This window comes from Arenibacter sp. F20364 (assembly GCF_023015905.1).
Lineage (GTDB): Bacteria > Bacteroidota > Bacteroidia > Flavobacteriales > Flavobacteriaceae > Arenibacter.
Window position 1 is genome coordinate 81,503 of sequence record NZ_JALKBD010000005.1, and the last position, 23,120, is coordinate 104,622.

General features: G+C 39.6%; 19 protein-coding genes and 1 other RNA gene. 17 read left to right on the forward strand and 3 right to left on the reverse strand.

What is annotated here, in order from left to right; genetic code table 11:
- Positions 1-46: 46 nt before the first annotated feature.
- Positions 47-406: a DUF1801 domain-containing protein gene (locus MWU84_RS05510; RefSeq protein ID WP_246899202.1), complete on the reverse strand. Its 360-nt coding sequence runs from the start codon at positions 404-406 to the stop codon at positions 47-49.
- 92 nt (positions 407-498) lie between these two features.
- On the opposite strand from MWU84_RS05510, the gene MWU84_RS05515 reads away from it, so the two are divergent.
- Positions 499-1,614 (forward strand): Sb-PDE family phosphodiesterase, encoded by a 1,116-nt coding sequence (locus MWU84_RS05515; RefSeq protein ID WP_246899204.1) that lies wholly within the window; start codon positions 499-501, stop codon positions 1,612-1,614.
- A 69-nt stretch (positions 1,615-1,683) separates the two neighbouring features.
- On the opposite strand, the gene MWU84_RS05520 is transcribed toward MWU84_RS05515, so the two are convergent.
- On the reverse strand, positions 1,684-2,928 hold the full coding sequence (locus tag MWU84_RS05520; RefSeq protein ID WP_246899207.1) for an NAD(P)-dependent oxidoreductase: 1,245 nt from the start codon (positions 2,926-2,928) through the stop codon (positions 1,684-1,686).
- A 420-nt stretch (positions 2,929-3,348) separates the two neighbouring features.
- On the opposite strand from MWU84_RS05520, the gene ssrA reads away from it, so the two are divergent.
- The 12 genes from ssrA to MWU84_RS05580 all read left to right on the forward strand — a co-directional run bounded on the left by ssrA (position 3,349) and on the right by MWU84_RS05580 (position 17,195).
- Positions 3,349-3,746: a transfer-messenger RNA gene (gene ssrA / locus MWU84_RS05525) on the forward strand.
- A gap of 238 nt (positions 3,747-3,984) precedes the next feature.
- Positions 3,985-5,205 carry a site-specific integrase gene (locus MWU84_RS05530; protein WP_246899210.1) on the forward strand — a complete coding sequence of 407 codons (1,221 nt, stop codon included), beginning with the start codon at positions 3,985-3,987 and terminating at the stop codon, positions 5,203-5,205.
- A gap of 416 nt (positions 5,206-5,621) precedes the next feature.
- Positions 5,622-5,825, forward strand: coding sequence for a hypothetical protein (locus MWU84_RS05535; RefSeq protein ID WP_246899213.1), 204 nt, complete (start codon positions 5,622-5,624; stop codon positions 5,823-5,825).
- Between the two features lie 390 nt (positions 5,826-6,215).
- Positions 6,216-8,891 carry a BspA family leucine-rich repeat surface protein gene (locus MWU84_RS05540; RefSeq protein ID WP_246899217.1) on the forward strand — a complete coding sequence of 892 codons (2,676 nt, stop codon included), beginning with the start codon at positions 6,216-6,218 and terminating at the stop codon, positions 8,889-8,891.
- A 2-nt stretch (positions 8,892-8,893) separates the two neighbouring features.
- Positions 8,894-9,583, forward strand: a complete 690-nt coding sequence (locus tag MWU84_RS05545) for a hypothetical protein (protein WP_246899220.1) — start codon at positions 8,894-8,896, stop codon at positions 9,581-9,583.
- Between the two features lie 78 nt (positions 9,584-9,661).
- Entirely contained in the window at positions 9,662-9,919 is a 258-nt protein-coding gene (locus MWU84_RS05550) for a hypothetical protein (protein WP_246899223.1), read from the forward strand.
- Positions 9,920-10,066: 147 nt separating this feature from the next.
- The gene (locus MWU84_RS05555; protein ID WP_246899227.1) at positions 10,067-10,297 is read left to right on the forward strand and encodes a hypothetical protein; all 231 of its coding nucleotides are present in this window, start codon (positions 10,067-10,069) and stop codon (positions 10,295-10,297) included.
- Positions 10,261-10,536 carry an AraC family transcriptional regulator gene (locus MWU84_RS05560; RefSeq protein ID WP_281502513.1) on the forward strand — a complete coding sequence of 92 codons (276 nt, stop codon included), beginning with the start codon at positions 10,261-10,263 and terminating at the stop codon, positions 10,534-10,536. Before MWU84_RS05555 ends, MWU84_RS05560 begins: the two co-directional genes overlap by 37 nt.
- A gap of 412 nt (positions 10,537-10,948) precedes the next feature.
- On the forward strand, positions 10,949-11,872 hold the full coding sequence (locus MWU84_RS05565) for an AraC family transcriptional regulator (RefSeq protein WP_246899234.1): 924 nt from the start codon (positions 10,949-10,951) through the stop codon (positions 11,870-11,872).
- 234 nt (positions 11,873-12,106) lie between these two features.
- Positions 12,107-14,164 carry a polyphosphate kinase 1 gene (gene ppk1, locus MWU84_RS05570; RefSeq protein ID WP_246899238.1) on the forward strand — a complete coding sequence of 686 codons (2,058 nt, stop codon included), beginning with the start codon at positions 12,107-12,109 and terminating at the stop codon, positions 14,162-14,164.
- 177 nt (positions 14,165-14,341) lie between these two features.
- On the forward strand, positions 14,342-14,569 hold the full coding sequence (locus MWU84_RS05575; protein WP_246899240.1) for a hypothetical protein: 228 nt from the start codon (positions 14,342-14,344) through the stop codon (positions 14,567-14,569).
- A gap of 1,546 nt (positions 14,570-16,115) precedes the next feature.
- Complete coding sequence (locus MWU84_RS05580) at positions 16,116-17,195, forward strand: Fic family protein (protein WP_246899243.1); 1,080 nt, start codon at positions 16,116-16,118, stop codon at positions 17,193-17,195.
- Between the two features lie 284 nt (positions 17,196-17,479).
- Here MWU84_RS05580 and MWU84_RS05585 read toward each other — a convergent pair whose 3' ends face one another.
- On the reverse strand, positions 17,480-17,623 hold the full coding sequence (locus MWU84_RS05585; protein ID WP_157365002.1) for a hypothetical protein: 144 nt from the start codon (positions 17,621-17,623) through the stop codon (positions 17,480-17,482).
- A 191-nt stretch (positions 17,624-17,814) separates the two neighbouring features.
- On the opposite strand from MWU84_RS05585, the gene MWU84_RS05590 reads away from it, so the two are divergent.
- From MWU84_RS05590 to MWU84_RS05605, 4 genes are all read left to right on the forward strand, one after another.
- Positions 17,815-18,099 (forward strand): DUF2188 domain-containing protein, encoded by a 285-nt coding sequence (locus MWU84_RS05590; protein ID WP_031442695.1) that lies wholly within the window; start codon positions 17,815-17,817, stop codon positions 18,097-18,099.
- Between the two features lie 453 nt (positions 18,100-18,552).
- Positions 18,553-20,082 carry a M81 family metallopeptidase gene (locus MWU84_RS05595; protein WP_246899246.1) on the forward strand — a complete coding sequence of 510 codons (1,530 nt, stop codon included), beginning with the start codon at positions 18,553-18,555 and terminating at the stop codon, positions 20,080-20,082.
- 426 nt (positions 20,083-20,508) lie between these two features.
- Positions 20,509-21,906 carry an efflux transporter outer membrane subunit gene (locus MWU84_RS05600; protein WP_246899249.1) on the forward strand — a complete coding sequence of 466 codons (1,398 nt, stop codon included), beginning with the start codon at positions 20,509-20,511 and terminating at the stop codon, positions 21,904-21,906.
- A 12-nt stretch (positions 21,907-21,918) separates the two neighbouring features.
- Positions 21,919-23,115 carry an efflux RND transporter periplasmic adaptor subunit gene (locus tag MWU84_RS05605; protein ID WP_246899252.1) on the forward strand — a complete coding sequence of 399 codons (1,197 nt, stop codon included), beginning with the start codon at positions 21,919-21,921 and terminating at the stop codon, positions 23,113-23,115.
- Positions 23,116-23,120: the final 5 nt, after the last annotated feature.

Here is a 23,120-nt window from a genome sequence, read left to right on the forward strand (position 1 = left end):
TTCGTGTAAATATCCCACGAACAATTATTATATTTTTTGGTTGATTTTATTTCCAAAATTTTTTATCCTTAACGCTATAGGCATCTTTTAAGACTTCCTTTAAAACGGTGGCATCAATGTCTTCGAGGGATCTGTAACGAAGGGATTTCATCATTTTTCTTCCTTCTGTGTTCATCTGATCCAAATGCACACTTAAATGGGCTGCATTCCAAAACCCCAAATCCACATAATCCTTGCTCTGGTTTAAATAGCAATAGGGCCTACCATTGATGTAGTAGAACGGGATTTTATATTTGTATTTTAGTTCCACGCCTGGAATGGCACCTTCAATAACCGATTGAAGGAACAATAGAATTCCCCTGTAGGGCTCAGGCTGATTTAGGATATATTCTTCAGCTGGATTCATGATGGACTTAATTTACCTTTTCTTAACCAAATGAACATATTTTTCTTTATTTTCAAGATATACAATCCATTATTTTTGAAAAAACAACCGAAATGAAAACTTCCATTATAGCCCTAGCTTCGCTTTTCTCCTTCCTAAGTATAAACGCACAAACCCATTCACATGCCGGGGCACAGCCCTTAACCTATCCCGATATAGAAGGTTATGTTACCTTGAAGACCGATCTACATATGCACAGTGTATTTTCCGATGGCAAGGTTTGGCCAACAATTAGAGTGGAGGAAGCACTGCGGGAAAACTTGGATGCCATATCCCTTACAGAACATTTGGAGTACCAGCCCCACAAGGCAGATATTCCCCATCCGGATCGTAACCGTGCCTACCATTTGGCCATGGAGGAAGCCAAGGTACATGACCTTTTAATAATCCCAGGTTCTGAAATAACACGTTCCGCACCTGTTGGACACAACAATGCCGTTTTTATTACTGATGCCAATCAATTAATACATGAAGATGCCGAAGATGCCTTCAGTGCGGCCAAAAAACAAAATGCCTTTGTATTTTGGAACCATCCCGCTTGGTATGCCCAAAGTCCGGCCGGAACACCCATTTTAAGTGATTTCCAAAAGGAGCGCATAAAAAAAGGGGGATTGCACGGAATTGAGGTCATTAATACTGTGGATTATTCCGAAGAATCACTTGCCCTGGCCTTGGAGAACAATTTAACCATAATGGGCACCAGTGACATTCACGGCTTAATAGATTGGAGCTATACCCAAAAAGGGAACCATAGGCCCATTACCTTGGTATTTGCCAAGGCGAAGAGCATTGAAGGTCTAAAGGAGGCCCTTTTTTCAGGTAGAACCGTAGCCGTTTATAACGAATTGTTGGTTGGGAAGGTCGAATACCTAAAGCCCTTGTTGCAGTCTAGCATTGAAATTGTGAAAGCAGCGTATATTGAAAAAACACAGGTTTTGGAAGTGGAGCTCAAGAATATATCCAGTAGTGATCTATTGTTCGAGAATGCTATGCCCTACACTTTTTACGATAGCTCTCCTGTATTTGAAATTCCGGCAGGGGAATCAAAAATTCTAAAAGTAAAAACTTTGGAAAAGTTGAATACCTTGACACTACAACTAGTAGCCTTGGGAGCTTACACCGCTCCCAAAGTACATCCTACTATTGAATGGAAGATTATAGTGGAATAAAAAAAGTCCAGTTTGCCCCGTGAATAGTTTTCCACTCTTTAAGTGGTCAACCTATATCAGGGACCTACATCACTGTTCACTATTTACTGTTAATTGATCATTGTTCACCACCCCTAGGCCGTCCACATAATCCTGTAGATAGGAATATCTCTTGGTAAGTTTTCCGTTCTTCGTCATTCTTGCGCGTTCCAATACTCCGTCTTCATCCCCGTTAAAAAAAGCAGGAATTACATATTTTACAAAGGCCTCGCCAAAACCTATACTGGCATCCCGGGGCAATTCGCAGGGCAAATTATCAACAGCCATTACCGCAATGGCATTTGGATTCTTATAATCCACTTCCGTTGCTGTGAGGGGATCATAGCCATAAATGGGATCCGCTATGGTACTGGACCTTATGGTTGTAGCTACAGGCCCGTCTATATCGCAGCTGATATCAGCTACAACCTTTATTCTAAAATCGAGACTTTTGGCATCTTCCCTAGTAAAAAGATAAGGTGCCTTGTCACCGTAAAAATGACCGGCGATATACAAATCGGATACTTTTGCAAAACGAAAAAAATTGGATCTGTATTCTTCCGGATGGGCAAAAAAGTTGGACTTATTTCCCCTAACTCCATCTTTGCGCTTGTTGTATTCCGAGGCATCTATCTGACAACATACGGGTTCCTGAAAGGTTTTATTCAGATAATCGGCTACTCCAACTTTTTTGATGTCCATGGCATCCAGCATTTCTTTAGCGCCATTGCCTACCCTACCCCTACCGGTCAAAATAATTTTGATATTGGGAAGTTTTACCTTTCTTAATTCGGATATCAAAGCCTGCTGGTCGGCCAAAGTTTCGGCCTTTGGCAATTGAAACAAACCAAATTTAAGTCCGTACGCCCTTAAGCCATTATAGGCCCCTACAATTCCGGCATACCTCCCAAATGCCACCAAGCGCTGACCTTTGGTACCTGTAATGACTTCATGATCATATAATTCAATATTCTTTTCCAATACAGCCCTAAGCAGAATTCTATTGTAGGATTGCTTTTTTATGGTGTGCGAAAAAAAGAAATATTTTTTATTGGGAATCAAATACGCTATAGGAACTTCCTTTACACCAATAAGCACGTCGCAATTTTCCATTTCCGGCGTTACATTAAGCCCATGTTCCCGATATTCTTCATCGGTGTAAACCCTAATAGGGGAAGGCTCTACCATAATTTCCGCTTCCGGATATCTGGCAAGCATCTTTTTGCATGCATCCGGTGTTAGGACCACTCGACGATCGGGTGGATTTTTTCGTTCCCTAATAATCCCAAACTTCATAAATATATTTTTATAACTAAATGATCAAATAAAGTTATAAATATAACACATGACAAGATGACAAGCAAAACTTTTTTTGGAATACTTTTTGGAGTACCTTTGGCGACCGCGGTAGGGATAGAGGCGGCATCTTTTTTGATTTACCCTGGACCGTGTTCGGGAAAGAATCAAAAAAATATAGCCGAAAGCCCGACCTTTTTTAGACCTACAAGTTTTTGAAAACCTTGCAGGACAAAAAAAAGGGAACGCCCAAGAAACGATTAGAGTATAGTTCATTGAAAAAAAAGATGAGAGAATATTTCTGCGGATAGCAGAATCAAACCTGGCTTTATCCTAGGATTAGGCAGGTTTGATAAAAGATCCCGCCCGTGGCGGGATTCAATTCGATAACGGTACGCAAAGCGTACCTATCTCATTGAAGGGGCCGACTGGTTTTGACAGCGAGACCAATTGGAATGTAAGCATGCCGAGCGCTGGGCTACAGCTCGTTAATCTCATTTTCCACACTTTTTAATTGGCGAAAATAATTACGCTCTTGCCGCTTAATCTGAATCATAGTAGGATTAGCCTCGTCCCTACAAGGTAGGGAAGCGAGATGTTTCTGGGAAGCCCTTGTTGACGGCGTCCCTTTCAGAAGCACCATCAAAGTCAACACAAGGGTAGTGAAGCTTCGGCACTGTCACCAAAACTTAAGAAGATAAGTGTGTATTAGGCTGTTTCTAGTCAGGTGCACATCGAAAATTAATTAGAAACTAAGCATGTAGAAGGCATTGTAATTGCTTGTTTGGACGAGGGTTCGAATCCCTCCGGCTCCACTGAAATGATATCATTTCACACCAAAAACCCTGTAATTGTATGATTTACAGGGTTTTTTATTTTATCCCATGTCAATTTAAACCAAATAATATCAAATAAAAAGTCACCAAATCGACACCTATTTTAAAAAATAAAAAGTGGTGTCGATATCCTTGTAAATATCTATTTTTTAGGTAATTACGAAATTATATAAATTCTTTTTTATATCTTTATTTCGCAATAATCGACACCTAAAAATTGATGAATTCATTTTCTACACTTTTTTACCTTAAAGATGAGCGTCGTGACAAGAACGGAAAAGCAGGCCTATACCTAAGAATTACGGTGGATGGGCGCAGAACATCAATTAGTCTAAACCGAAAAATTGATCCGTCCAAATGGGATTCCCGTATGAATAAATTGAAGGGAAAAGGTTATGAAGCAGAGGAATTGAATCGCTTTATGGCCACCATTAGGCACAAGGTCAACAAAATTCAGCATGACTTAATAGAGGAAGGGCAGCCTTTTACTGTACACGATATAAAGGATAAATACTTGGGCAAGGATGCCAAGTTAAAAATGTTGATCAAGTTATTTGACGAGCACAATCAACAAATGGAAAAACTGGTCGGGATCGAGTTCGCCCTGGGCACCTATAAAAGATACCATACCACCCGTAGCCATGTTGCGGATTACATCAAGACCGAATACCGTAAAAATGATATTCCGGTCCGGGATGTGGACCTCAAGTTTATAAAGGGTTTTGAATACTTTTTAAAAGTAACGAAAGAGTGCAACCACAATTCTGCCCTAAAATACGTAAATAACTTTAAGAAGATCGTTCGAATTGCCGTTGGCAACGATTGGATCTCCAAAGACCCCTTCTACAACTACAAGGTACAGTTTAAGACCGTGGAACGTGAGTTTCTCTCCAAAGAAGAACTCCAGGCCCTTATTGATAAAAAAATTGAAGGAGATAGGCTAAATGTGGTTCGGGACATGTTTGTACTCTGTTGTTTCACCGGTTTAGCTTATGTAGATATCCAATCTTTGCGCCCAGATGAGATTTATCAAAATGAGGAGGGTGGTTTTTACATAAAATCCAAACGCACCAAGACCGATACCGGATTTACCATACCCCTATTGCCGACCGCAGTGGCTATCATAAAAAAATATAAAGACCATCCCAAGGTAGTGAACAAAGATTGCGTAATCCCGGTATTGAGCAATCAGAAGTCCAACTCCTATTTAAAAGAAATTGCCGACCGTTGTAATATCAAAAAAAACCTTACTACCCACCTAGCCCGCCATACTTTTGCCACTACGGTTACCTTGACCAATGGGGTTCCCATTGAGACGGTCGGCAAAATGCTAGGACATAAAAACTTGAGGACTACCCAGCATTATGCCAAGATCATCGATTCCAAGGTAGAGGAGGATATGAAGGTTTTGAGGGAGAAGTTGGAGCAGTTTTCATCTTAGGCTACTCATAATACTTTAACCACAATCTTCACGGATCTTGGACGCCTCTACAAGTTTAAATTTTTAAGTTCACATTACAGTTTACGTCAGTACCTAAACTATCGTTTATTTGAACTTTGATTGATTTTAGTTCTTCGTTGAATGCTTTATTTTTCTTTTCAGATTCCAAATTTACCCTTTCCGGATAGGGAATCTACTTTATCATGATATTCATATTGACACCTATCCTCCGTTAGGTAAGAATACCAATTCCAAAATTTTATAGGATTCCGTTTAAAGGTTTTGCAGGCATTGTCAAGTCACCATGAGCCGCAGGCCCTATGGAGCTTTATGACTACCATGTCCCTTTTGCACCTTATCTCAGGACAGTCCAGGCTTGTGATGATCCGTTCCAGACATTTCGCAACGTTGTTACCGTGGACGATCGCCTTGTCCCGGAAGAACTCCGGGCTCCAATCACTATAATGCCTGTGGGTACCGCCCAGATGGTCCATGTTGGTGTTGTACGACCCTTTGGAACCGTTGCGCGGGTGCAGCGCGATACGCTGTCGGTTGTAATATACCTCCACCGCGTTTTTAGTGTAATGGACAATGGTTTCCCTGCCGATATGGCCCAGTGACCTTATAGCTGCAAAAAACGACAGCTTAGCTCGCAACCCTATAAATAGGTTAACGATATTCTAAAAAATCCGTTGTTCTAAAAATCCGCCGATTTGCCGATTCCTTTACTGGAGGGGCATACAAGAGAAGTTGGCCAAATATGTAGCTATGAGGTCCTGGGCCTAGTAATGCTAAAGTGATGCTTTATGACATAGCTTTATATATTTCGTGAATATAGCTTATATTTGAGCTATTGCATAATAGGTGATTGGTCTTTAACAAAAAATTAAGCGAGGATTTTATGGCATTTGAGTTAATTCGAAACTCTTTCGGCCTTTCCTAATACCTTTCTATCCGCAACAATATTTATCGATTTCTCCGTTTTAGTATTTTAGCCATTAATGTACTTCATGAAAAGAAATATTCTGACTTTAGCTTTTTACATGGCGCTTTCGCTTGCAAATGCACAAAACGAGTTTATTACCACCTGGAAAACTGACAATCCGGGCGTCTCTAATGATGATCAGATTACGATTCCCACTTATCCCCTAGAAACTTACAATTATACCATAGAGTGGGGAGACGGGACTTCAGATTCTGGGGTCACAGGAAACATAACTCACTCATATGCAACCTCTGGAACTTATATGGTTGCCATTTCAGGAATTTTTCCGAGAATCTATTTTAATGACGAAGGCGATAATGAAAAGTTGATTGCGATTAATCAGTGGGGCAATAACGCCTGGTCCGATATGAGTTTAGCTTTTTCGGGTTGCCGTAGATTAAAAATAGAGGCCACAGATGTGCCAGATTTATCAAATGTGACTAGCCTTTACAATATGTTTTATAGAGCTGGTGAATATCCCTTTAGTATTCCAAGAATTGACGAATGGGATGTTAGTGGGGTTACAAATTTGTCCGGGATGTTTGACAAAACCAGTTTTAATCAAGATATATCTGCTTGGGATGTTTCCAATGTCATATATATGGCACGACTTTTCTTTAGTAGCCAATTCAATCAAGATATCAGTAATTGGGATGTGAGCAATGTAATTGACATGGGAAATATGTTTGCATCTTCACAAATTGATCAAGACCTCTCAAATTGGGATGTCAGCAATGTTGAAAGAATGAGTTATATGTTTAGTACAACTCATTGCAATTATGACCTTTCTTCTTGGGATGTGAGCAATGTTAAGGAAATGTGGGGTATGTTTAGTTCATCACAATTTGACCATGACATTAGTGGTTGGAATATCTCAAACGTACTAAACATGAATTTCATGTTCGACAATTCTGACTTCTCGGATGAAAATTATAATAAATTGCTGATAGCATGGAGCGAATTACCTTCAATTCAGAACGGAGTTGAACTTGGCGCAAATGACGCACAATATTGTTTGGGAGAGACCGCAAGACAAAGTTTGATAACCAACTATGGTTGGTCGATTCAGGACTATGGGAAAAATTGCTCGGAACCGGCTGCTTTTGTAACTACTTGGAAAACCGATAACCCAGGGTTTTCGGCAGACAATCAGATTGAAATACCAACACATCCGAGAGAAAATTATGATTATAACGTAGATTGGGGTGACGGATCATCTGATACAAATGTTACAGGAAATATCAGACATACCTATAATACACCTGGAACTTATACTGTATCCATTACCGGCAAATTTCCTAGAATCTATTTTAATGCTGGTGAGATTCGTGAAGAGCTTAATCTAGGCAGCGATGATGACAAAATAATTTCAATCGATCAATGGGGAACGAATAGATGGCTTAGTATGGGTTTTGCCTTCGCTGGTTGTGAGAACCTAGATATGAAGGCGACAGATATTCCTGATTTTACAAGGGGATTACCCACCAATGGAATGTTTTTAGCGTGTACCAAACTAAATGGGAATTCTACTATGAATTCGTGGGATTTGAGCTTGACCAACCATGCTTCTTATATGTTTCAAGATGCACCTCTATTTAATCAACCTTTAAATAACTGGGACACCAGTGCTATGCTTTGGATTGACGGGATGTTTCGAGGTGCTACTAATTTTAATCAAGATTTAGGCGATTGGAATTTGGGTCAAGTACAACTAATGGCCTCAATTTTTGATGATACAGGGATATCCACCAAGAATTATGATAAAACCCTAACTGGTTGGAGTCATGTGTCATCATTTCAAAATGGCGTTGTTTTTGGCGCTAACATTTTACAATATTGTGAAAGTGAGGTGGTTAGACAAAATTTTATAGATGCTTTCGGATGGACTATCAACGATGCAGGCAAAGATCCTAATTGCAACATAGACAATGACAATGATGGAGTTTTAGATCATATTGACCAATGCCTTGATACTCTTACAGGTAGTTTGGTCAATGCCGATGGATGTCTTGAATTATCAGCAAATAATTTTAGCGTTGAGGGCATTGACGAGACTTGCCCCGACACGAACAATGCACAAATAAAAATCGCCGCAGTATTGGCGTACGACTATGTCGCTACGATAGACGGAAATAATTACACTTTTAATGATGAATTACTAATCGAAAACCTTGCTCCGGGCACATATGACTTATGTATAACTTATACAGCGCAATCATTTGAACAGTGTTTCATTCTTGAATTAGGCGAATCAGCCAATATCTCTGGTAAGTCATCCATTGTAAACGGTAAAGTGGCAATTGAAATCAATCAAGGTACTGCACCGTACAGTGCAATGGTCAATGGGAAAACGGTACTACAAACTTCTTCAAAAACGTTTTTCTTAGATGCAGAAGAGGGCGATTCGGTTGAAATTTTTACAGATAAAATCTGTGAGGGCTCTTTTGTCAAAACCATTAAGACTGATTCGGTAGTTGCATTTCCAAACCCAACTAGTGGAAGTTTTGAAATCGCCCTACCAATTATTCAGACCGAAGTTGTAATAGAGTTATTCACAATACATTCGCAATTGATTTCCACAAAAATGTATCCGGTAATAGGTGGCAGAGCTTCAGTAGATATCGAAGATCTTCCTGATGGAGTTTATGTAGTTAATGTTCATTTCGCAAATCCTAGGATGTTTAAAATTGTAAAACTATAATCATGCAGAAGTTACTCAACATAAGTGTTCTGTGTTTACTGTTGTGGTCTTGTGGCAAATCGGACCCACCAGCACCCACGGAGGATGTTAATGTTGTGCCGACCGTACCCGAACTGGTTTATCCGAGCAACAATTTACTATGTATCAATAATGTACTCGATTTTCAATGGAACGCTTCTAGTGATGGAAACGGAGATGTCATTACCTACCTAATAGAAATATCTAAGGACAATCAGTTCACTGAAATTACCCATATGGTTACGGGTTCGAAAACGACTCAAAATATAACATTGGAAAGGGGATTTGCCTATTATTGGAAGGTAAAAGCAACTGACAGCAAAAATGCCTCAAGCGATTATTCTACCACTTTCAATCTGTATACACAGAACGAGGCTATATCCAATCATTTGCCCTTTGCCCCTGAAGTTGTGAAACCGTTAATGAATGCTACTGAAAATGAAGGCACAACAACATTGGAATGGACAGGAAGTGATACTGATGGAGATCCTTTGGTGTTCAATATCTATTTTGGCACTGATAACCCTCCAGAAACTTTGATTTCTGAAAATCAAAATGTAACTAGCATTAATGTCACAACTGTTGCCGCTACCGATTACTTTTGGAAGGTGGTCGTAAAAGATGACAAAGGTGGCCAAACCATCGGCCAGATTTGGAATTTCAGGACCAATTAAATCAATGTTAAATTCATTTTAGGTCTAGAACGATTATAGAACATCTAATAAATCAATAGAAGGAGCATTTTTTCGGCATTGACTGGTACTAATTATGGTGATTACCTAGAGGAACTCGATAAAGCAAAAACCGGCGACCTGAAAGATAAAAAGGTTGTGAAGGGATTTCCAACGGACCCGGACCATCCCACAAGGACATTCATCAATACAATTAGCGATTATGACTCTATTCCATTTTGGAAAAAGGTAAACGTACCCATTCTCTTTGTGTATGGCGGAAAAGATTCGAACATTCGAATAGGTAAGAGCATCGATCGCATAGAAAATACGTTGTGAGAAAACGACTATAGTTATTCGATTTTGCTTTTTCACAAAAATGGGCATGCGATATATAGGGAAGATTTACTGGATTTTATCGCCCGATGGATTATTGACAAAGGTGTCAATTAAAAGAAAATCGATTTTTTTGACAATATAAAAGTTATGGGGGGAAATTTCTCCGAGGGCCATATCGGTGATGATGACTTTTCCTTGATCATTTCAATAATCCTCCATCCAGCCCATTCACTTCCTTGGAAGACCCCATTGTTTTTCACCACTTTTTTTTCAATAGGAATTGTCATTGATTCCCATGGTATTATAAAAGTGGACGATTTGGAGGTGACCATTAAGCCCAATTGCTCCAAGGGAAGATCAATAGAATACCTAATATAAAGGATTATGCAGAAATACAACGGTTCCATGAAAATTATCTTTCAATTGTTTTGAAGGAAAAGATTGGAAAAACGGGTAGTCAGTGGATCACCGACAAGACCCTCGCCTCGGCAAAGATTCTTATGGAGTCTTTCCCGCCATCCTTAAAGGAAATTTCGTATTTACTTGGTTTTACCTATACCTCTTACTCGAGTATCTTCTTTAAAAAGCATACCGGTCAGACCCCTTCGAACTATTGAAAAAGTAATCATTCCCTAGGGAATTAAGGCCAAAACGATACCATTGATAGATACAAGTCTAAATCGGCAAGCATTAATGGTTCTAAGTCCTCATTTAATACGGGAATCTGGCTTTACCCTATGGGTACAACTTTCTGTTTTGGCCTGAAAAACCAATATGAAATTTCAAAGCAAGTTGTTTTTTCTAAAGTGTCCACTCAATAGTTGACAAAATGTGAACATTGTAAAATTTGGATTCAATGGGGATGGTATCTATCCAACCCGTAAAAGTATCAAAGGTTGTCAAAATCTTTAAATCTTATAACTATTAGCGGCTCATGTGGTATTTTTCGAGGGTATGGTATGAAATTTAAAGATTAATTTTATTCTGTCGTATTCCAATGCAATACGGTCTTTCCAAGAGAACGGAAAAATGAAAAAACAGTTTTACAACCTAAGGAATTATAAGGAAATTCTAGCTGCAATGAATTTACCTGTCTATGCCTATATAGACAGTCATGACTTGGCCATTTTGAAAATACATGAAATGGGAATACAGGTACCATTCAATTCCCCAACCTTTCGACCAAATTATTACACCGTGATGATCATCAAAAGGGGGAAAGGCTTATTTTCTGCTGGGAATGACATTTATGAACTTGGGCCCAACCATGTTATCATTACCCGACCTGATGTCTATACTTCGAGCTATTGGACCGAATTGGATGAGTTATATGCCATATTCTTCGATAGACGCTTTTTAGAGAAATATTTACCTGATGGTATCGATCATATTAGTGACAAGGGTAAAACGAACGGGCTGAATTGCTGGTACGATGATGGGACCTTTCTAAAATTTGTTCAGATCTGCCTAGAAATGTACGACATAGCCAACTCGGGTTACCCACTGAAAAATGAGCTCATGGCAAACCTCATCGTCAATATGCTGCTCTTGATTGAGGACCATCAAAACAGTATGCTGGCGGATGGTCAATATCATATGTACAACCCAATGGTTTTTGCTTTTCGCAGGAATATGGAGGATAATATCAACAAGTTGGCGTTGGGAGAAGAATCTATGCTCATGCGGACCAAGGAACATGCCGACCAGCTTAACCTCAATATCAGTTACCTTTCCAAAGTCGTGAGCAAATCCACGGGTAAAACCATAAATCAATGGATCAATGAAAAGCTGATTGGTGAGATCATCTACCTGTTGAAGAACTCTGATGAATCAATTACCAAAATTGCGGAGATGTTCGGATTTAGTGATGCAAATTATTTCTCTAGTTTTTTCAAGAAACAAACGGATAATTCGCCATCCACCTTTAGGAGCGAATATATTGATTTGAATTGATGACAAACCCTATCTGTAAAGTCCGATGCGGATGGTACGGATACTGAGAACCACTAAAAACTAATAAATTGAAACACCTGAAAATTACAATATCCATAGACAACCTAAAACCACTAGGTGCCGCATCAAAATTCTTTTTACTTTCTGAAATCAATTAATAGATGAAAAGGGCCGTTCAAAGGAATTAACCTTAACTTAACCCCAATTTGGACAATGCCCCCTAATTTTCTATTCATGAAAAACAAGAATGTAAACAAGGGCAAAAAGTTCAAGAACCGGGACTTGGATTGGTTGCGCTTCAACGAGCGTGTATTACAGGAAGCTACGGATCCGTCCAATCCCATATATGAACGGCTTAAGTTTTTGGCGATTTATTCCTCCAATCTGGATGAATTCTTCAAAGTGCGCGTATCCAAGTTGCGACAGATCAAAAAAGTGGCCAAGGATATTCGACATCCCCTCGCCCTAAAGCCCAATAAGACCTTAAAGTCGATATTAAAAGAAGTCCATCGTCAACAAGAACGTTTCGGGGAAATATTCCGGGAGGATATTAAACCGGGACTTGCCCAGTACAAGATCCACATCCTTGAGCTTTCTGAGTTCAATGGGAACCAAAGAAAATACCTAAGAAATCTTTTTACCCAAGAAATACAACCCCATATCAGGTTCCTGGAGGGTGAGACCATACAGGTAGACCATTTTAAAGACGGCTCCGCCCACTTGGTCATCCATTTTAAGGACTCGGATACCCCTACGTTTGTCACCATGGACCATCCGGACCTAGGTCGATTTGTGGAAGTCCCTGATCGAAAGGGAAGCTTTTGTTTTGCCTTTATTGAGGATGTCATCAAGCTGAATGCCCCTACCCTTCTCCCTGGAGAATCCATCAAGGCACTGTATACCATAAAGGTTTCCAGGGATGCCGAGCTCTATTTGGAGGACGTTTATCAAGGGGAATGGATACAACGCATTTATGACGCACTGGACAAAAGACAGGATGGGCAGCCTACGCGTTTGTTGTTCGAAGGTGGAATGCCCAAAATCCTACAAAAACAGATCGGCCAACAATTGGGCCTGGGTAAGATTGATATGGTATCCGGTGGAGCCCATCATAATTTCAGTGACTTCTTTGGTTTTCCAAATCCTTTAAGTGATACCAATCTTTTTTATGAACCCTTTCCTCCCCTTGAATCAGTTGAATTCAAGACGTCCAAGAACTCCTTTAAAGTAATTCGCGAAAAGGACCGTATCCTACATTTCCCCTACTATAGATTTGATCATTTGGAAAATTGGGTGGACCAGGCCGCCAATGACCCCAAAGTAGTATCCATTCAAATATCCCTATACCGGATTGCCAAAGACTCCGCCTTGACGAGAGGTTTGATAAAAGCCATGGAGAACGGGAAGGAAGTGACTATTTTTGTTGAGGCCAAGGCACGGTTCGATGAAAGGAACAATTTGGACTGGGGCAAGATATTTGAAGAAAAGGGAGGTAGCGTGCACTACAGTTTCCCCAATGTCAAAGTACATTCGAAAATACTATTGATCACCCGCAAGGAGCATGGTCAGAACAAATTCTATGGTTATATTGGCACAGGTAATTTCAATGCCAAAACCGCCAAACTTTATTGCGACCATGCCCTCTTTACGGCCAACCCTGAAATCACCCGGGACCTGGAGCAGGTTTTTCTGGTACTGCAGCGAAAAGTCCTTGTTCCCAGACTGAATGCCTTGTTGGTCTCCCCTTACAATTCCAGACTTGGGTTTGAACATTTGGTGCAAAATGAAATCGATATGGCCCAACAGGGGAAGGAAGCCTCCATTAAAATCAAGATGAACAGCCTAGAGGACCTTGGTATGATTGAATGGCTCTATCGCGCCAGTCAGGCAGGTGTGAAGGTAAAATTACTGGTACGCGGCTTTTGCTGTCTAATTCCCGGGGTCAAGGATCTCAGTGAGAATATCCAGATCATCAGTATCGTCGATCGATTCTTGGAGCATGGAAGGCTTTTCCTGTTCCATAACGGTGGGGATGAGCAAATGTACATGGGAAGCGCGGATTGGATGACCCGTAACCTCGATTACCGAATCGAGGTCATCACTCCTATCCTGGATAGGGAAGTGTTACAAGAACTAAAGGACATCCTGCATATCCAACTATCCGATAACGTAAAGGCTCGTCACATTGATAAAGAATCCAACAATGTCTATGTCAAGGCAGGCAAAAGTGACAAAAAAGTCAGATCGCAATATGAAATCTATGACTACCTGAAATCAAGATCCGCACTATAATGGGTGGAACGGATTAAGGGAATGAGGGAAAGCGTATAATTTAACCAACTCAATTTCAGTCTTAATCATACCTGAACCAGTCACCTTTTAGAAATTTTTACGATGCCTCGTTTGTTTTGATTAACCAGTCGCAATTCTGGATTTACTAAACTTGATATTTATTTTTGTCTCTTTTATATGGACAACCATGTAGACCTGGTATTGACCGTCCGAGCCATGCTCTACCCGGCCATGAAGGCAATCGACCCTGAATTATGTGATGATATAAATAATAGATTCGAAAAGGAATATATTCGTCAGTCACTGACCATTGCCAATAGGTTATTACCACAAGGGGAAGAGGCACTATTGGATGATCTCAACCTTTATTATAGGGAAGAGAAATTGAGGGAAGGATTGACATAAGCTCAAAGCATCGATACACCACAAATATTTAGGATTTGCTGCAAATAATTACTGTTTTATGTTGGTTTACGGCCCATTTGCCGCAAATGCAATAACTTCAAGACGTGCCTTTGTTTCTATAGACATATACAAACCGTTCAGCTGCACAGAAATCCTGGACTTAACCATAATCCTAAGGGAGTGCAAAGCTAAAAGTCAAAACAGTATCAAGAAAATTATCCGTAACCTTTAGAATATTTTATTACGCAGATTAATTGGGTCATATTATATAAATGATTATCAGCATTAGAAGACAATTTGACCCAAATGACTAAAATTTATTGGTCTTTTCATAGTAAGGTCCTTTAAGATTAGAAAATATTAATAGGATATAATTTACAGTAAAAACTTCAATAATTATAGGGATTTCGAACGGATTTACATTAAAAATAGGACAATGTCCCAAACTCGACATGTGAATATGGTTCTGAACATCAGCACTTTATAAACCGTAACACCGCCTTGGCGTGTTACCCTCTTGCTTTACATTTTAAACTCACCCAGGTTCGTTTCAAAACGTAAACGCCCAAAAGGAAGGCCTACATTTCATAATAGATCAAAAACCAAAACTATAATAGTTTTTTATCTGCCCTCCCCTACTTATTTTTCACTTTTTCGATACCCCTCCTACTCGATTTAGGCTTATAGAGGATTTATAAAAGGAGCGAGGAACGAGCCCGATTATGCAATCCGATTAAGACGAAATCGGACAACTTTGGTATCGGGAAAGAGAAGCGAAGAATCGCTTTTTCAATCTTGGAATAGGTTTATGATTTGAAAAAACCATCATTTTAATTAAGATATTTTGCTTCATTTTGACAAGCACACAAATAGCATAACCAAATCTAGGACAACTAGTGGGACAACTACTGGACAAGTGGTGGACAAGTAGTGGTACATATATATAAACTATATAAAACATAAATAAACAAAATAAAACTTATATAAAGGGGGCGTTTTTTCTCAAAAACGACCATTGACCATCCAAGTTTAATTTCATTTTAAAAATTATACTTAAACATGGTCTTATTTTGAATTTTAAGCATGATTATAGAGCATTTTACATAGGGAGAATAGTAGAGGTCATCTCATCAAAATTTAAGCCAACAGAAGCTTTAAAAATACATAAACATCTGATTAACAACATTTTAATTTCATTTGTTGTCATATGCTGTCATTTGATATCTTTTAAAATTTTACACTAAATATGCTATTGAAAAAAAAAAAAAATGACCCCGGCGAAAACCAAAGCGGACTTAAGCCGTTTTCTTTTTCAAAAACGGCTTGTGTCCAAGACTTTTTTTTCGATGCGCTTTGACCGGAATAAAATGGAGGGCAATGGGCGGAGGTTATACTTAATCTCAGTTTATGAATTGTGAATCAGTCTCTTGTAAAATATATACCAATTCATAGAATCTATACACAAGTCTTCTCCTATGTAAAGAAAAATCGATTTTCTATACATAAAAAATTATCTTTGTATAGAAAACTTAAAAAACTATACATAATGGCCCAAGAGAAAGGTTTTGATTTAGCTGAGTTGCCATTGCCTTTTGACATAGAAAGTAAAGCGGTTCTGAAAAGTCTGCCTGCAGCACATGCTGCTTTGGCTGAGCTTAAAGGCCTAGCGTCAACCATCCCAAATCAATCTATCTTAATAAACACCTTGGGGCTGCAAGAGGCAAAGGATAGTTCTGCCATAGAAAATATTATCACCACACATGATGATCTTTATAAATCCGAATTAAATTTGGATGCTTTCAAGTCCATTGATGCTAAAGAAGTACAGAACTACATCGAAGCCCTAAAACATGGTTTTACTTTGATTTCCCAAAAAGGTGTATTAAATAATAGGATCATCCTGGAAATACAAGAAGTATTAGAAAAGAACAATGCTGGGTTTCGAAAATTACCTGGCACCGAACTAAAAAACAGTACAACGGGCGAAACCGTTTATACTCCACCTCAAGATTCAAATGACATCCAAAGGCTTATGAAGAACCTTGAACAATTTATAAATGATAACGATTTAAGCAACTACGACCCATTGGTAAAAATGGCCATCATACATTTTCAGTTCGAAAGTATCCATCCATTCTATGATGGCAATGGTAGAACCGGAAGAATAATGAATATACTTTATCTTATTCTCAACAATTTACAAAGATTACCTATTCTATATTTAAGCAGTTATATCATTAAACACAAACCTGATTACTATAGATTACTACAAGAAGTAAGGGTAACGAACAATTGGGAAGAGTGGCTATTGTTTATGATTAAGGGGGTAGAAGAAACATCCAAAGACACAATAACCTTAATTGTAAAAATCAAAGACTTAATGTCTGAATATAAAAATAAATTACGCTCCAATTACAAATTTTATAGCCAGGACTTATTGAACAACTTATTTAAACACCCTTACACCAAAATAGAGTTCGTTGTAGAAGACCTGAGTGTCACAAGATTAACAGCGGCCAATTATCTCAACAAATTAACTAAAGATGGATTATTACAAAAGAAAAGAATTGGAACAGCGAACTACTATATCAATCGACCACTTTTTGATTTATTGACACAACGTTAAGTTAAACTGGTTATTGCTCACTGTTACCGCCCAACCTTGGCTAACAAGTTGATCATTGGCAAGATTTACACTGTTTCTACTAATTTATGGTAATTCGGACAATTGTAAAGAAACGAGTATTTGAAGTCCTATTTAAAACTAAAAGTCACCTATTCGGTGAGCAAAAAAAGCTACTCTCTGAAAACCCCTATATACAGTGCATTACAGCGGTAGGTTCTGGTCCCTCCGGCTCCACGATTAAGCGCAACTTTGTTGCGGATTAAAACATTAAAAGCCCGACAAGTTTACTTGATCGGGCTTTGTTGTTTTAAAGCGCCTGGACTGCAAGGACAGCCAGTTGCATTTACGGGACGGGAACCATTAGGGAAAACCGAAGGTAATCCTCCGGCTCCACTTCTAAAACCACCTACGACTGGTTTTTTACTCATTATGTTTTATGTTGATTTTTATCGGTATTCGTGAACCTCCTAACGTCGGTTTCGTTATGTCTCCGGGATTCGAAGGCCAGCGCGCCTTCATCAAAATATACACTTTAACTTTTTCCGTGAGCTGAACCGTTTCATTTTCATCAATCGGAAAACTAGAAATAATGGTATCTTCGGAACAACAATTATCGAATATGTCGAACGTCAAATCTTGGTTACGAACCCTCATTGACCTTTTGGAAGTCTTTTTTAACAGCTCGCAACAAAGCAAACGAGGCAGAACTTGGCACCAGCATGTGGTGCCCTATGAGGAAGGTTGGGCCGTACGTCGCGAAGGCAACCAACGTATAACCAGTAAACATCGAAAACAGAGCACGGCCATACGCAAGGCCAAAAGTTTAGCAAAAAAATACAAGGCCGATGTCATTATTCATCGCGAGAGTGGCGGTATACGAGACCGGATAAGCTATGATGATTAAGAAATAAATTCAGTATTGGAAGCCATTGGGCTTTTAAAAGAAATATGATCCGGGTTGTAAATAAGAGGTTTTTTTTACACCCTTATTAAATTTTAACATTTTAAAAATTAAAATGTTCGCAAAAAGTTAGTTTGCCATTTATTGAAAATCATCAACCAGAACCCTGAAATTTTATATCATTTTCAAAATTCTTGGTCTAAAATGGTTTATCAATATTTCTCGAGTTTTTATTTGTAATTGCTTAATTCAAAAGAATATAAGTAGCTCTTGAACTTCCAATTTTGTTCAGCTTTTATCCAAAAAACAATGTATTAAATTCTTATATTCGATGCTTATAATTAGATTTTTAAGGAAATTTTATTACCACTTTCCTCATATCAAACCCTATAAAGAACCTAAAACAAAAACATATTGAAACCGCTTTACACCTGCTATATCCTACTCCTTCTTATAATGAATTCCTGTCAACAAGGCAAAAATCAAAAAGCATCAAAAGAACTACCCAAAATTGCGATTGCCGGTCTAGGAATAGAAAGCAGCACCTTTTCACCTGCCTTAACCCATGAAGAAGCCTTTCATGCCAAAGTAGGAGATTCTATATTCGCAAAATACCCATTTCTACAAGTCGATTCGTTAAATAGAACTAGGGCGCATTGGGTGCCTACCTTGGTAGGGAAGTCTTTGCCAGGCGGTACGGTTACCCGTGAGGCATACGAATCCTTGGTAACCAAAACCTTAAAGTTATTAAAGGAAAATGGTCCCTATGACGGACTTTTTTTTGATATACACGGTGCCATGAGCGTGGTTGGGTTAGATGACCCAGAAGGTGACTTAATAGAACGTATAAGGGAAGTAATCGGTACCGAGGTACTTATATCTACCTCCATGGACCTACATGGAAACGTATCCGAAAAATTGGCAAAACATACAGATTTAATAACCTGTTATAGAATGGCTCCCCACGAGGATGCTATCGAGTCCAAAAAAAGAGCGGTCACCAATCTTTTGGAGCGAATCGAAAACGGAAAAGGTAGACCAGAGTACAAGGCTTGGATTCCTGTTCCTATATTATTGCCCGGTGAAAAAACCAGTACCCGTATAGAACCAGGAAAAAGTCTGTACGCAAAAGTTCCTACAATAGCCAATGAAGAAGGTGTTATTGATGCCGCTATATGGATTGGATATGCCTGGGCGGATGAACCCCGCAACCACGCCGTAGTCATGGTTACCGGCGATGATAAGGAAAAAGTTGAAAAAGGTGCAGAAAAATTGGCGCAAAGCTTTTGGGACGTACGAAATGAATTTGAATTTGTTGCCCCAACGACAACATTGGAAGAAAGTTTAAAGATGGCGCTGGCGAGTAAAAAACATCCCTTTATGATCAGTGATATGGGAGACAATCCCACCGCCGGTGGTGCAGGTGACGTCACCTGGACGCTACAACAACTATTGGCCAGGCCCGAATTTAAATCGGAAAAGGGGCCTTCTTTGATCTATGCCTCAATACCAGGCCCTGAATTTGTTGAAAAGGCCCTAAAAATAGGTGTTGGCGGTAAAATTAAGGCCACTGCGGGAGCTGCAGTGGATGACCGATTTGCTGGTCCTTTGGAACTGGAAGGAACCATTGAAGCGATCCAGTCGGGAGATGTGAACGCAGAAGTGGAGGTCGTTGTTAAAATTGGAAGTATACAGGCAATCGTTACCAAAAAAAGAAAGCCATACCATTATTTAAGCGACTTCACCAATTTAGGTTTACATCCTAAAGAAACGGACATTATTGTGGTCAAAATAGGGTACTTGGTCCCAGATCTATATGATATGCGAGGGGATTGGGTCATGGCATTGACCCCTGGTGGGGTTGACCAGGATCTAAACCGACTTGGTTACGAACGTATCAAGAGACCTATGTTTCCCATAGATAGCACCATGGCACAACCGGATTTGAAAGCCCATTTTATTCCAGCTTCCAATTCAACCGAATAATACCGAATAATTATGATTAGCTTATTTCAAAGGATTATAACAGGTTTCATTTAACATCCTCTTCCGTTTTCATCAAAGCGTAATATGTACCAATAGCGAATAGCTTATCCAAACTACAACAAAAGTCAATTACCTCAGGGCAAGCCCTTGAGGCATCAGAAGGAAACTACTAATAACATTTCGACTCAAGCGTCGGAGCATTTTAATCTCGATTATCGAGTAAACGCAACAAAAATCCCGAAAATTAAAATCGAAAAATCAATACAAACTCAATCGGCATAGGTAAATCCCAAACCCATTTCCTTAAGACATTATTAACAATTAAGATTTTGTTAATATACAAATAGTACAAAATAGGTTATTTTAGGGAAAAACCTAAACATAACCTTACCATTGCAGCATAAAAACACTTCCCAACAAGTAAAAATGCAATTCAGACTAAAAAGAGTTCAAAAGACCTATCTAGTTTGTTTTTCAATCACAGTTCTGCTCTTTTTTGGCTGTTCCCCTAAATTTTCAAATGTAGCCCTACCCATATCGGATTTAAAAGAATTCCAATATAGTGGCAATAGTGTTTTGGAAGACAAATGGTGGACCGCCTTTAACGACGAGCAACTGAACGTCCTTATTGATTCCGCCCTACAGTCCAACTTAAATCTAGCTGCTGTCTGGCAACAATTTTTATCGGCAAAAGCTGTTGTAGCCCGGGAGGCTTCCGATAAATGGCCACAAATTGGAGCTTCGGCTCAATCGGCAATAAATTTACCGGAACCCGATTTTGTTGGTGGTGAAAATACACAATTAGGACTGTCCGCAAACTATGAAGTTGATTTGTGGGGAAGAATTCGGAATTCGATAAGGGCCGAAAAACTCAGGGCAGATGCGAGCCTTTATGATTACCGTACTGCGGCCATATCCCTTTCTGCAGAAATAGCAACAACATGGTACCAGCTCGTTGCTGCAAAAAAGCAATTACAAATTACGAGGGACCAAATATCCACGAACGAGGATATAATTAAACTTATTAGATCGCGATTTGTAGGTGGGCAAATAAGGGCAGTAGATATCCTAAGACAGGCCCAGCTATTGGAAAGTACCAAGGAACAAGAAATTATTTTTGAGACCAATGTGGCGCTTTTGGAAAATCAATTGGCCGTACTTTTGGGAAAACAGCCACAAATAAAATTAGAATTTGGAACTACCGATCTCCCAACACTACCAGACCTGCCCGAAGTCGGTTTGCCCTTGGAACTTATTAGGCGTAGACCGGATATACAGCAATCCTACGCCCAATTATTGGCCGCCGATAGGGATATGGCGGCAGCCGTGGGCAATAAATATCCAAGAATATCGGTAAGTGGCCGAGGTCAACTACGATCCAATAGTTTTCAAAATCTCTTTGACAACTGGGCCTATACTTTGGCCGGTAACATATTGGCTCCCCTATTCTACGGTGGACAGTTGAGTGCTGAAGTGGATAGGACCCAAGCCATAAAGCAACAACGCCTATTGGAATATGGCCAGACCACCTTAGAGGCATTTCAAGAGGTGGAAAATGGGATGATTCAGGATTTAATGCAAAAACAGCGCCTAGAAAATATTGGCCGTCAATTGGAACTGGCACAAAAGAGCAACCGGCAACTACGGGTAGAATTCCTAAATGGTTTTAGCCCTTATCTGGATGTGCTCATCGGCTTGGATGGAGAACAGCAACTGCGCAGGAATTATGTACAGGCCCAAAGGCAACTCATTCAAATGCGCATTGCATTATATAGGGCATTGGCAGGGGGATTTGAAACTACAAGAGAATTGGAAAATCAATAGAAATACAATTTTATGAGCAATAAAAAAATACTGTGGATATGTTTGGCAATACTTATTGGAGGTATTGCCATTACCACCTTAATATTTTCTACCGAACCTGAAGCCAAAACGGAAGGTGCAAGTATTGAAACGGCCATGTTGGTGGATGTTACAACCGTGAAAGGAGGCACTTTTGAACCGATAATCGTAGCCACCGGAAATGTACAGCCAGTGGAAGACATCGTCTTAAGTCCGTTAGTATCAGGCCAGATAATTCGCAGGGATCCCGCCTTTACCCCTGGTGGTTTTGTAAAAAAAAATCAAGTACTTCTACAGATCGACCCCTCCGATTACAGAAATACTTTGGAACTAAGGAAGAGTGAACTTCAGCAATCGCAGACGACATTGGACACCGAAATGGGCCGACAACAAATAGCGGAACAAGATTTGGAGCTTATTACAAATGATGCCCTTTTTGGAGACAATCCGCTTTCCGAAGAAGAACGCCAGCTGGTACTGAGAAAGCCACAACTAAACGCCGTCAAAGCATCCATCGGTGGTGCCAAGGCCGCGGTGGACCAAGCTCAGTTAAATTTGGAAAGAACTACCATTCGCTCCCCTTTTGACGCACATATCCTTAGTCAAAATGTAACCAAAGGTTCCCAAGTGGCTCAAGGTGATAATTTAGGTCGACTTGTAGGTACGGAATATTATTGGGTTACGGCTACCGTACCGGTTTCTAAACTACAATGGTTGCGCTTCCCAGAAAATGATAATGAAAAAGGTGCAACGGTTCACATAAAAAATTCTACAGACTGGCCTCAAGACCATTATCGCGAGGGTTATCTGGACAAACAGATTGGGGCCCTGGACGGGCAGACACGCCTTGCCCGAGTCTTAATAAAAGTAGCGGACCCCCTAGCTAAAAGTACCGATTTGACAGGAAAGCCAAAACTGATGATAGGCACCTTTGTTGAAGTCAATATTCAGGCAAATGCCATAGATAATGTAGTCCGTCTTAAAAGAGATTACATTCGAAGTAATAAAACAGTTTGGGTGATGAAGGAAGGGAAATTGGAAATTCGTGAAGTTGATATCGCATTGACCGATAATGAGTACGCCTATATTCGAAACGGTTTAAATGAAGGTGAAAAAGTTGTTATTACGGATTTAAGTACGGTGAGCAATGGCATTGGCCTTAGGACCCGATCAGCGGAGTCCGAAAATTAAATAAC

Coding starts and splice junctions, on each gene's coding strand:
- MWU84_RS05555 (WP_246899227.1), top strand. CDS start 10,067: ATGGGGGGAAATTTCTCCGAGGGCCATATCGGTGATGATGACTTTTCC.
- MWU84_RS05580 (WP_246899243.1), top strand. CDS start 16,116: ATGGCCCAAGAGAAAGGTTTTGATTTAGCTGAGTTGCCATTGCCTTTT.
- MWU84_RS05605 (WP_246899252.1), top strand. CDS start 21,919: ATGAGCAATAAAAAAATACTGTGGATATGTTTGGCAATACTTATTGGA.
- MWU84_RS05515 (WP_246899204.1), top strand. CDS start 499: ATGAAAACTTCCATTATAGCCCTAGCTTCGCTTTTCTCCTTCCTAAGT.
- MWU84_RS05590 (WP_031442695.1), top strand. CDS start 17,815: ATGTCGAACGTCAAATCTTGGTTACGAACCCTCATTGACCTTTTGGAA.
- MWU84_RS05585 (WP_157365002.1), bottom strand. CDS start 17,623: ATGAGTAAAAAACCAGTCGTAGGTGGTTTTAGAAGTGGAGCCGGAGGA.
- MWU84_RS05540 (WP_246899217.1), top strand. CDS start 6,216: ATGAAAAGAAATATTCTGACTTTAGCTTTTTACATGGCGCTTTCGCTT.
- MWU84_RS05575 (WP_246899240.1), top strand. CDS start 14,342: ATGGACAACCATGTAGACCTGGTATTGACCGTCCGAGCCATGCTCTAC.
- MWU84_RS05600 (WP_246899249.1), top strand. CDS start 20,509: ATGCAATTCAGACTAAAAAGAGTTCAAAAGACCTATCTAGTTTGTTTT.
- MWU84_RS05510 (WP_246899202.1), bottom strand. CDS start 406: ATGAATCCAGCTGAAGAATATATCCTAAATCAGCCTGAGCCCTACAGG.
- MWU84_RS05530 (WP_246899210.1), top strand. CDS start 3,985: ATGAATTCATTTTCTACACTTTTTTACCTTAAAGATGAGCGTCGTGAC.
- MWU84_RS05520 (WP_246899207.1), bottom strand. CDS start 2,928: ATGAAGTTTGGGATTATTAGGGAACGAAAAAATCCACCCGATCGTCGA.
- MWU84_RS05565 (WP_246899234.1), top strand. CDS start 10,949: ATGAAAAAACAGTTTTACAACCTAAGGAATTATAAGGAAATTCTAGCT.
- ppk1 (WP_246899238.1), top strand. CDS start 12,107: ATGAAAAACAAGAATGTAAACAAGGGCAAAAAGTTCAAGAACCGGGAC.
- MWU84_RS05595 (WP_246899246.1), top strand. CDS start 18,553: ATGAATTCCTGTCAACAAGGCAAAAATCAAAAAGCATCAAAAGAACTA.
- MWU84_RS05545 (WP_246899220.1), top strand. CDS start 8,894: ATGCAGAAGTTACTCAACATAAGTGTTCTGTGTTTACTGTTGTGGTCT.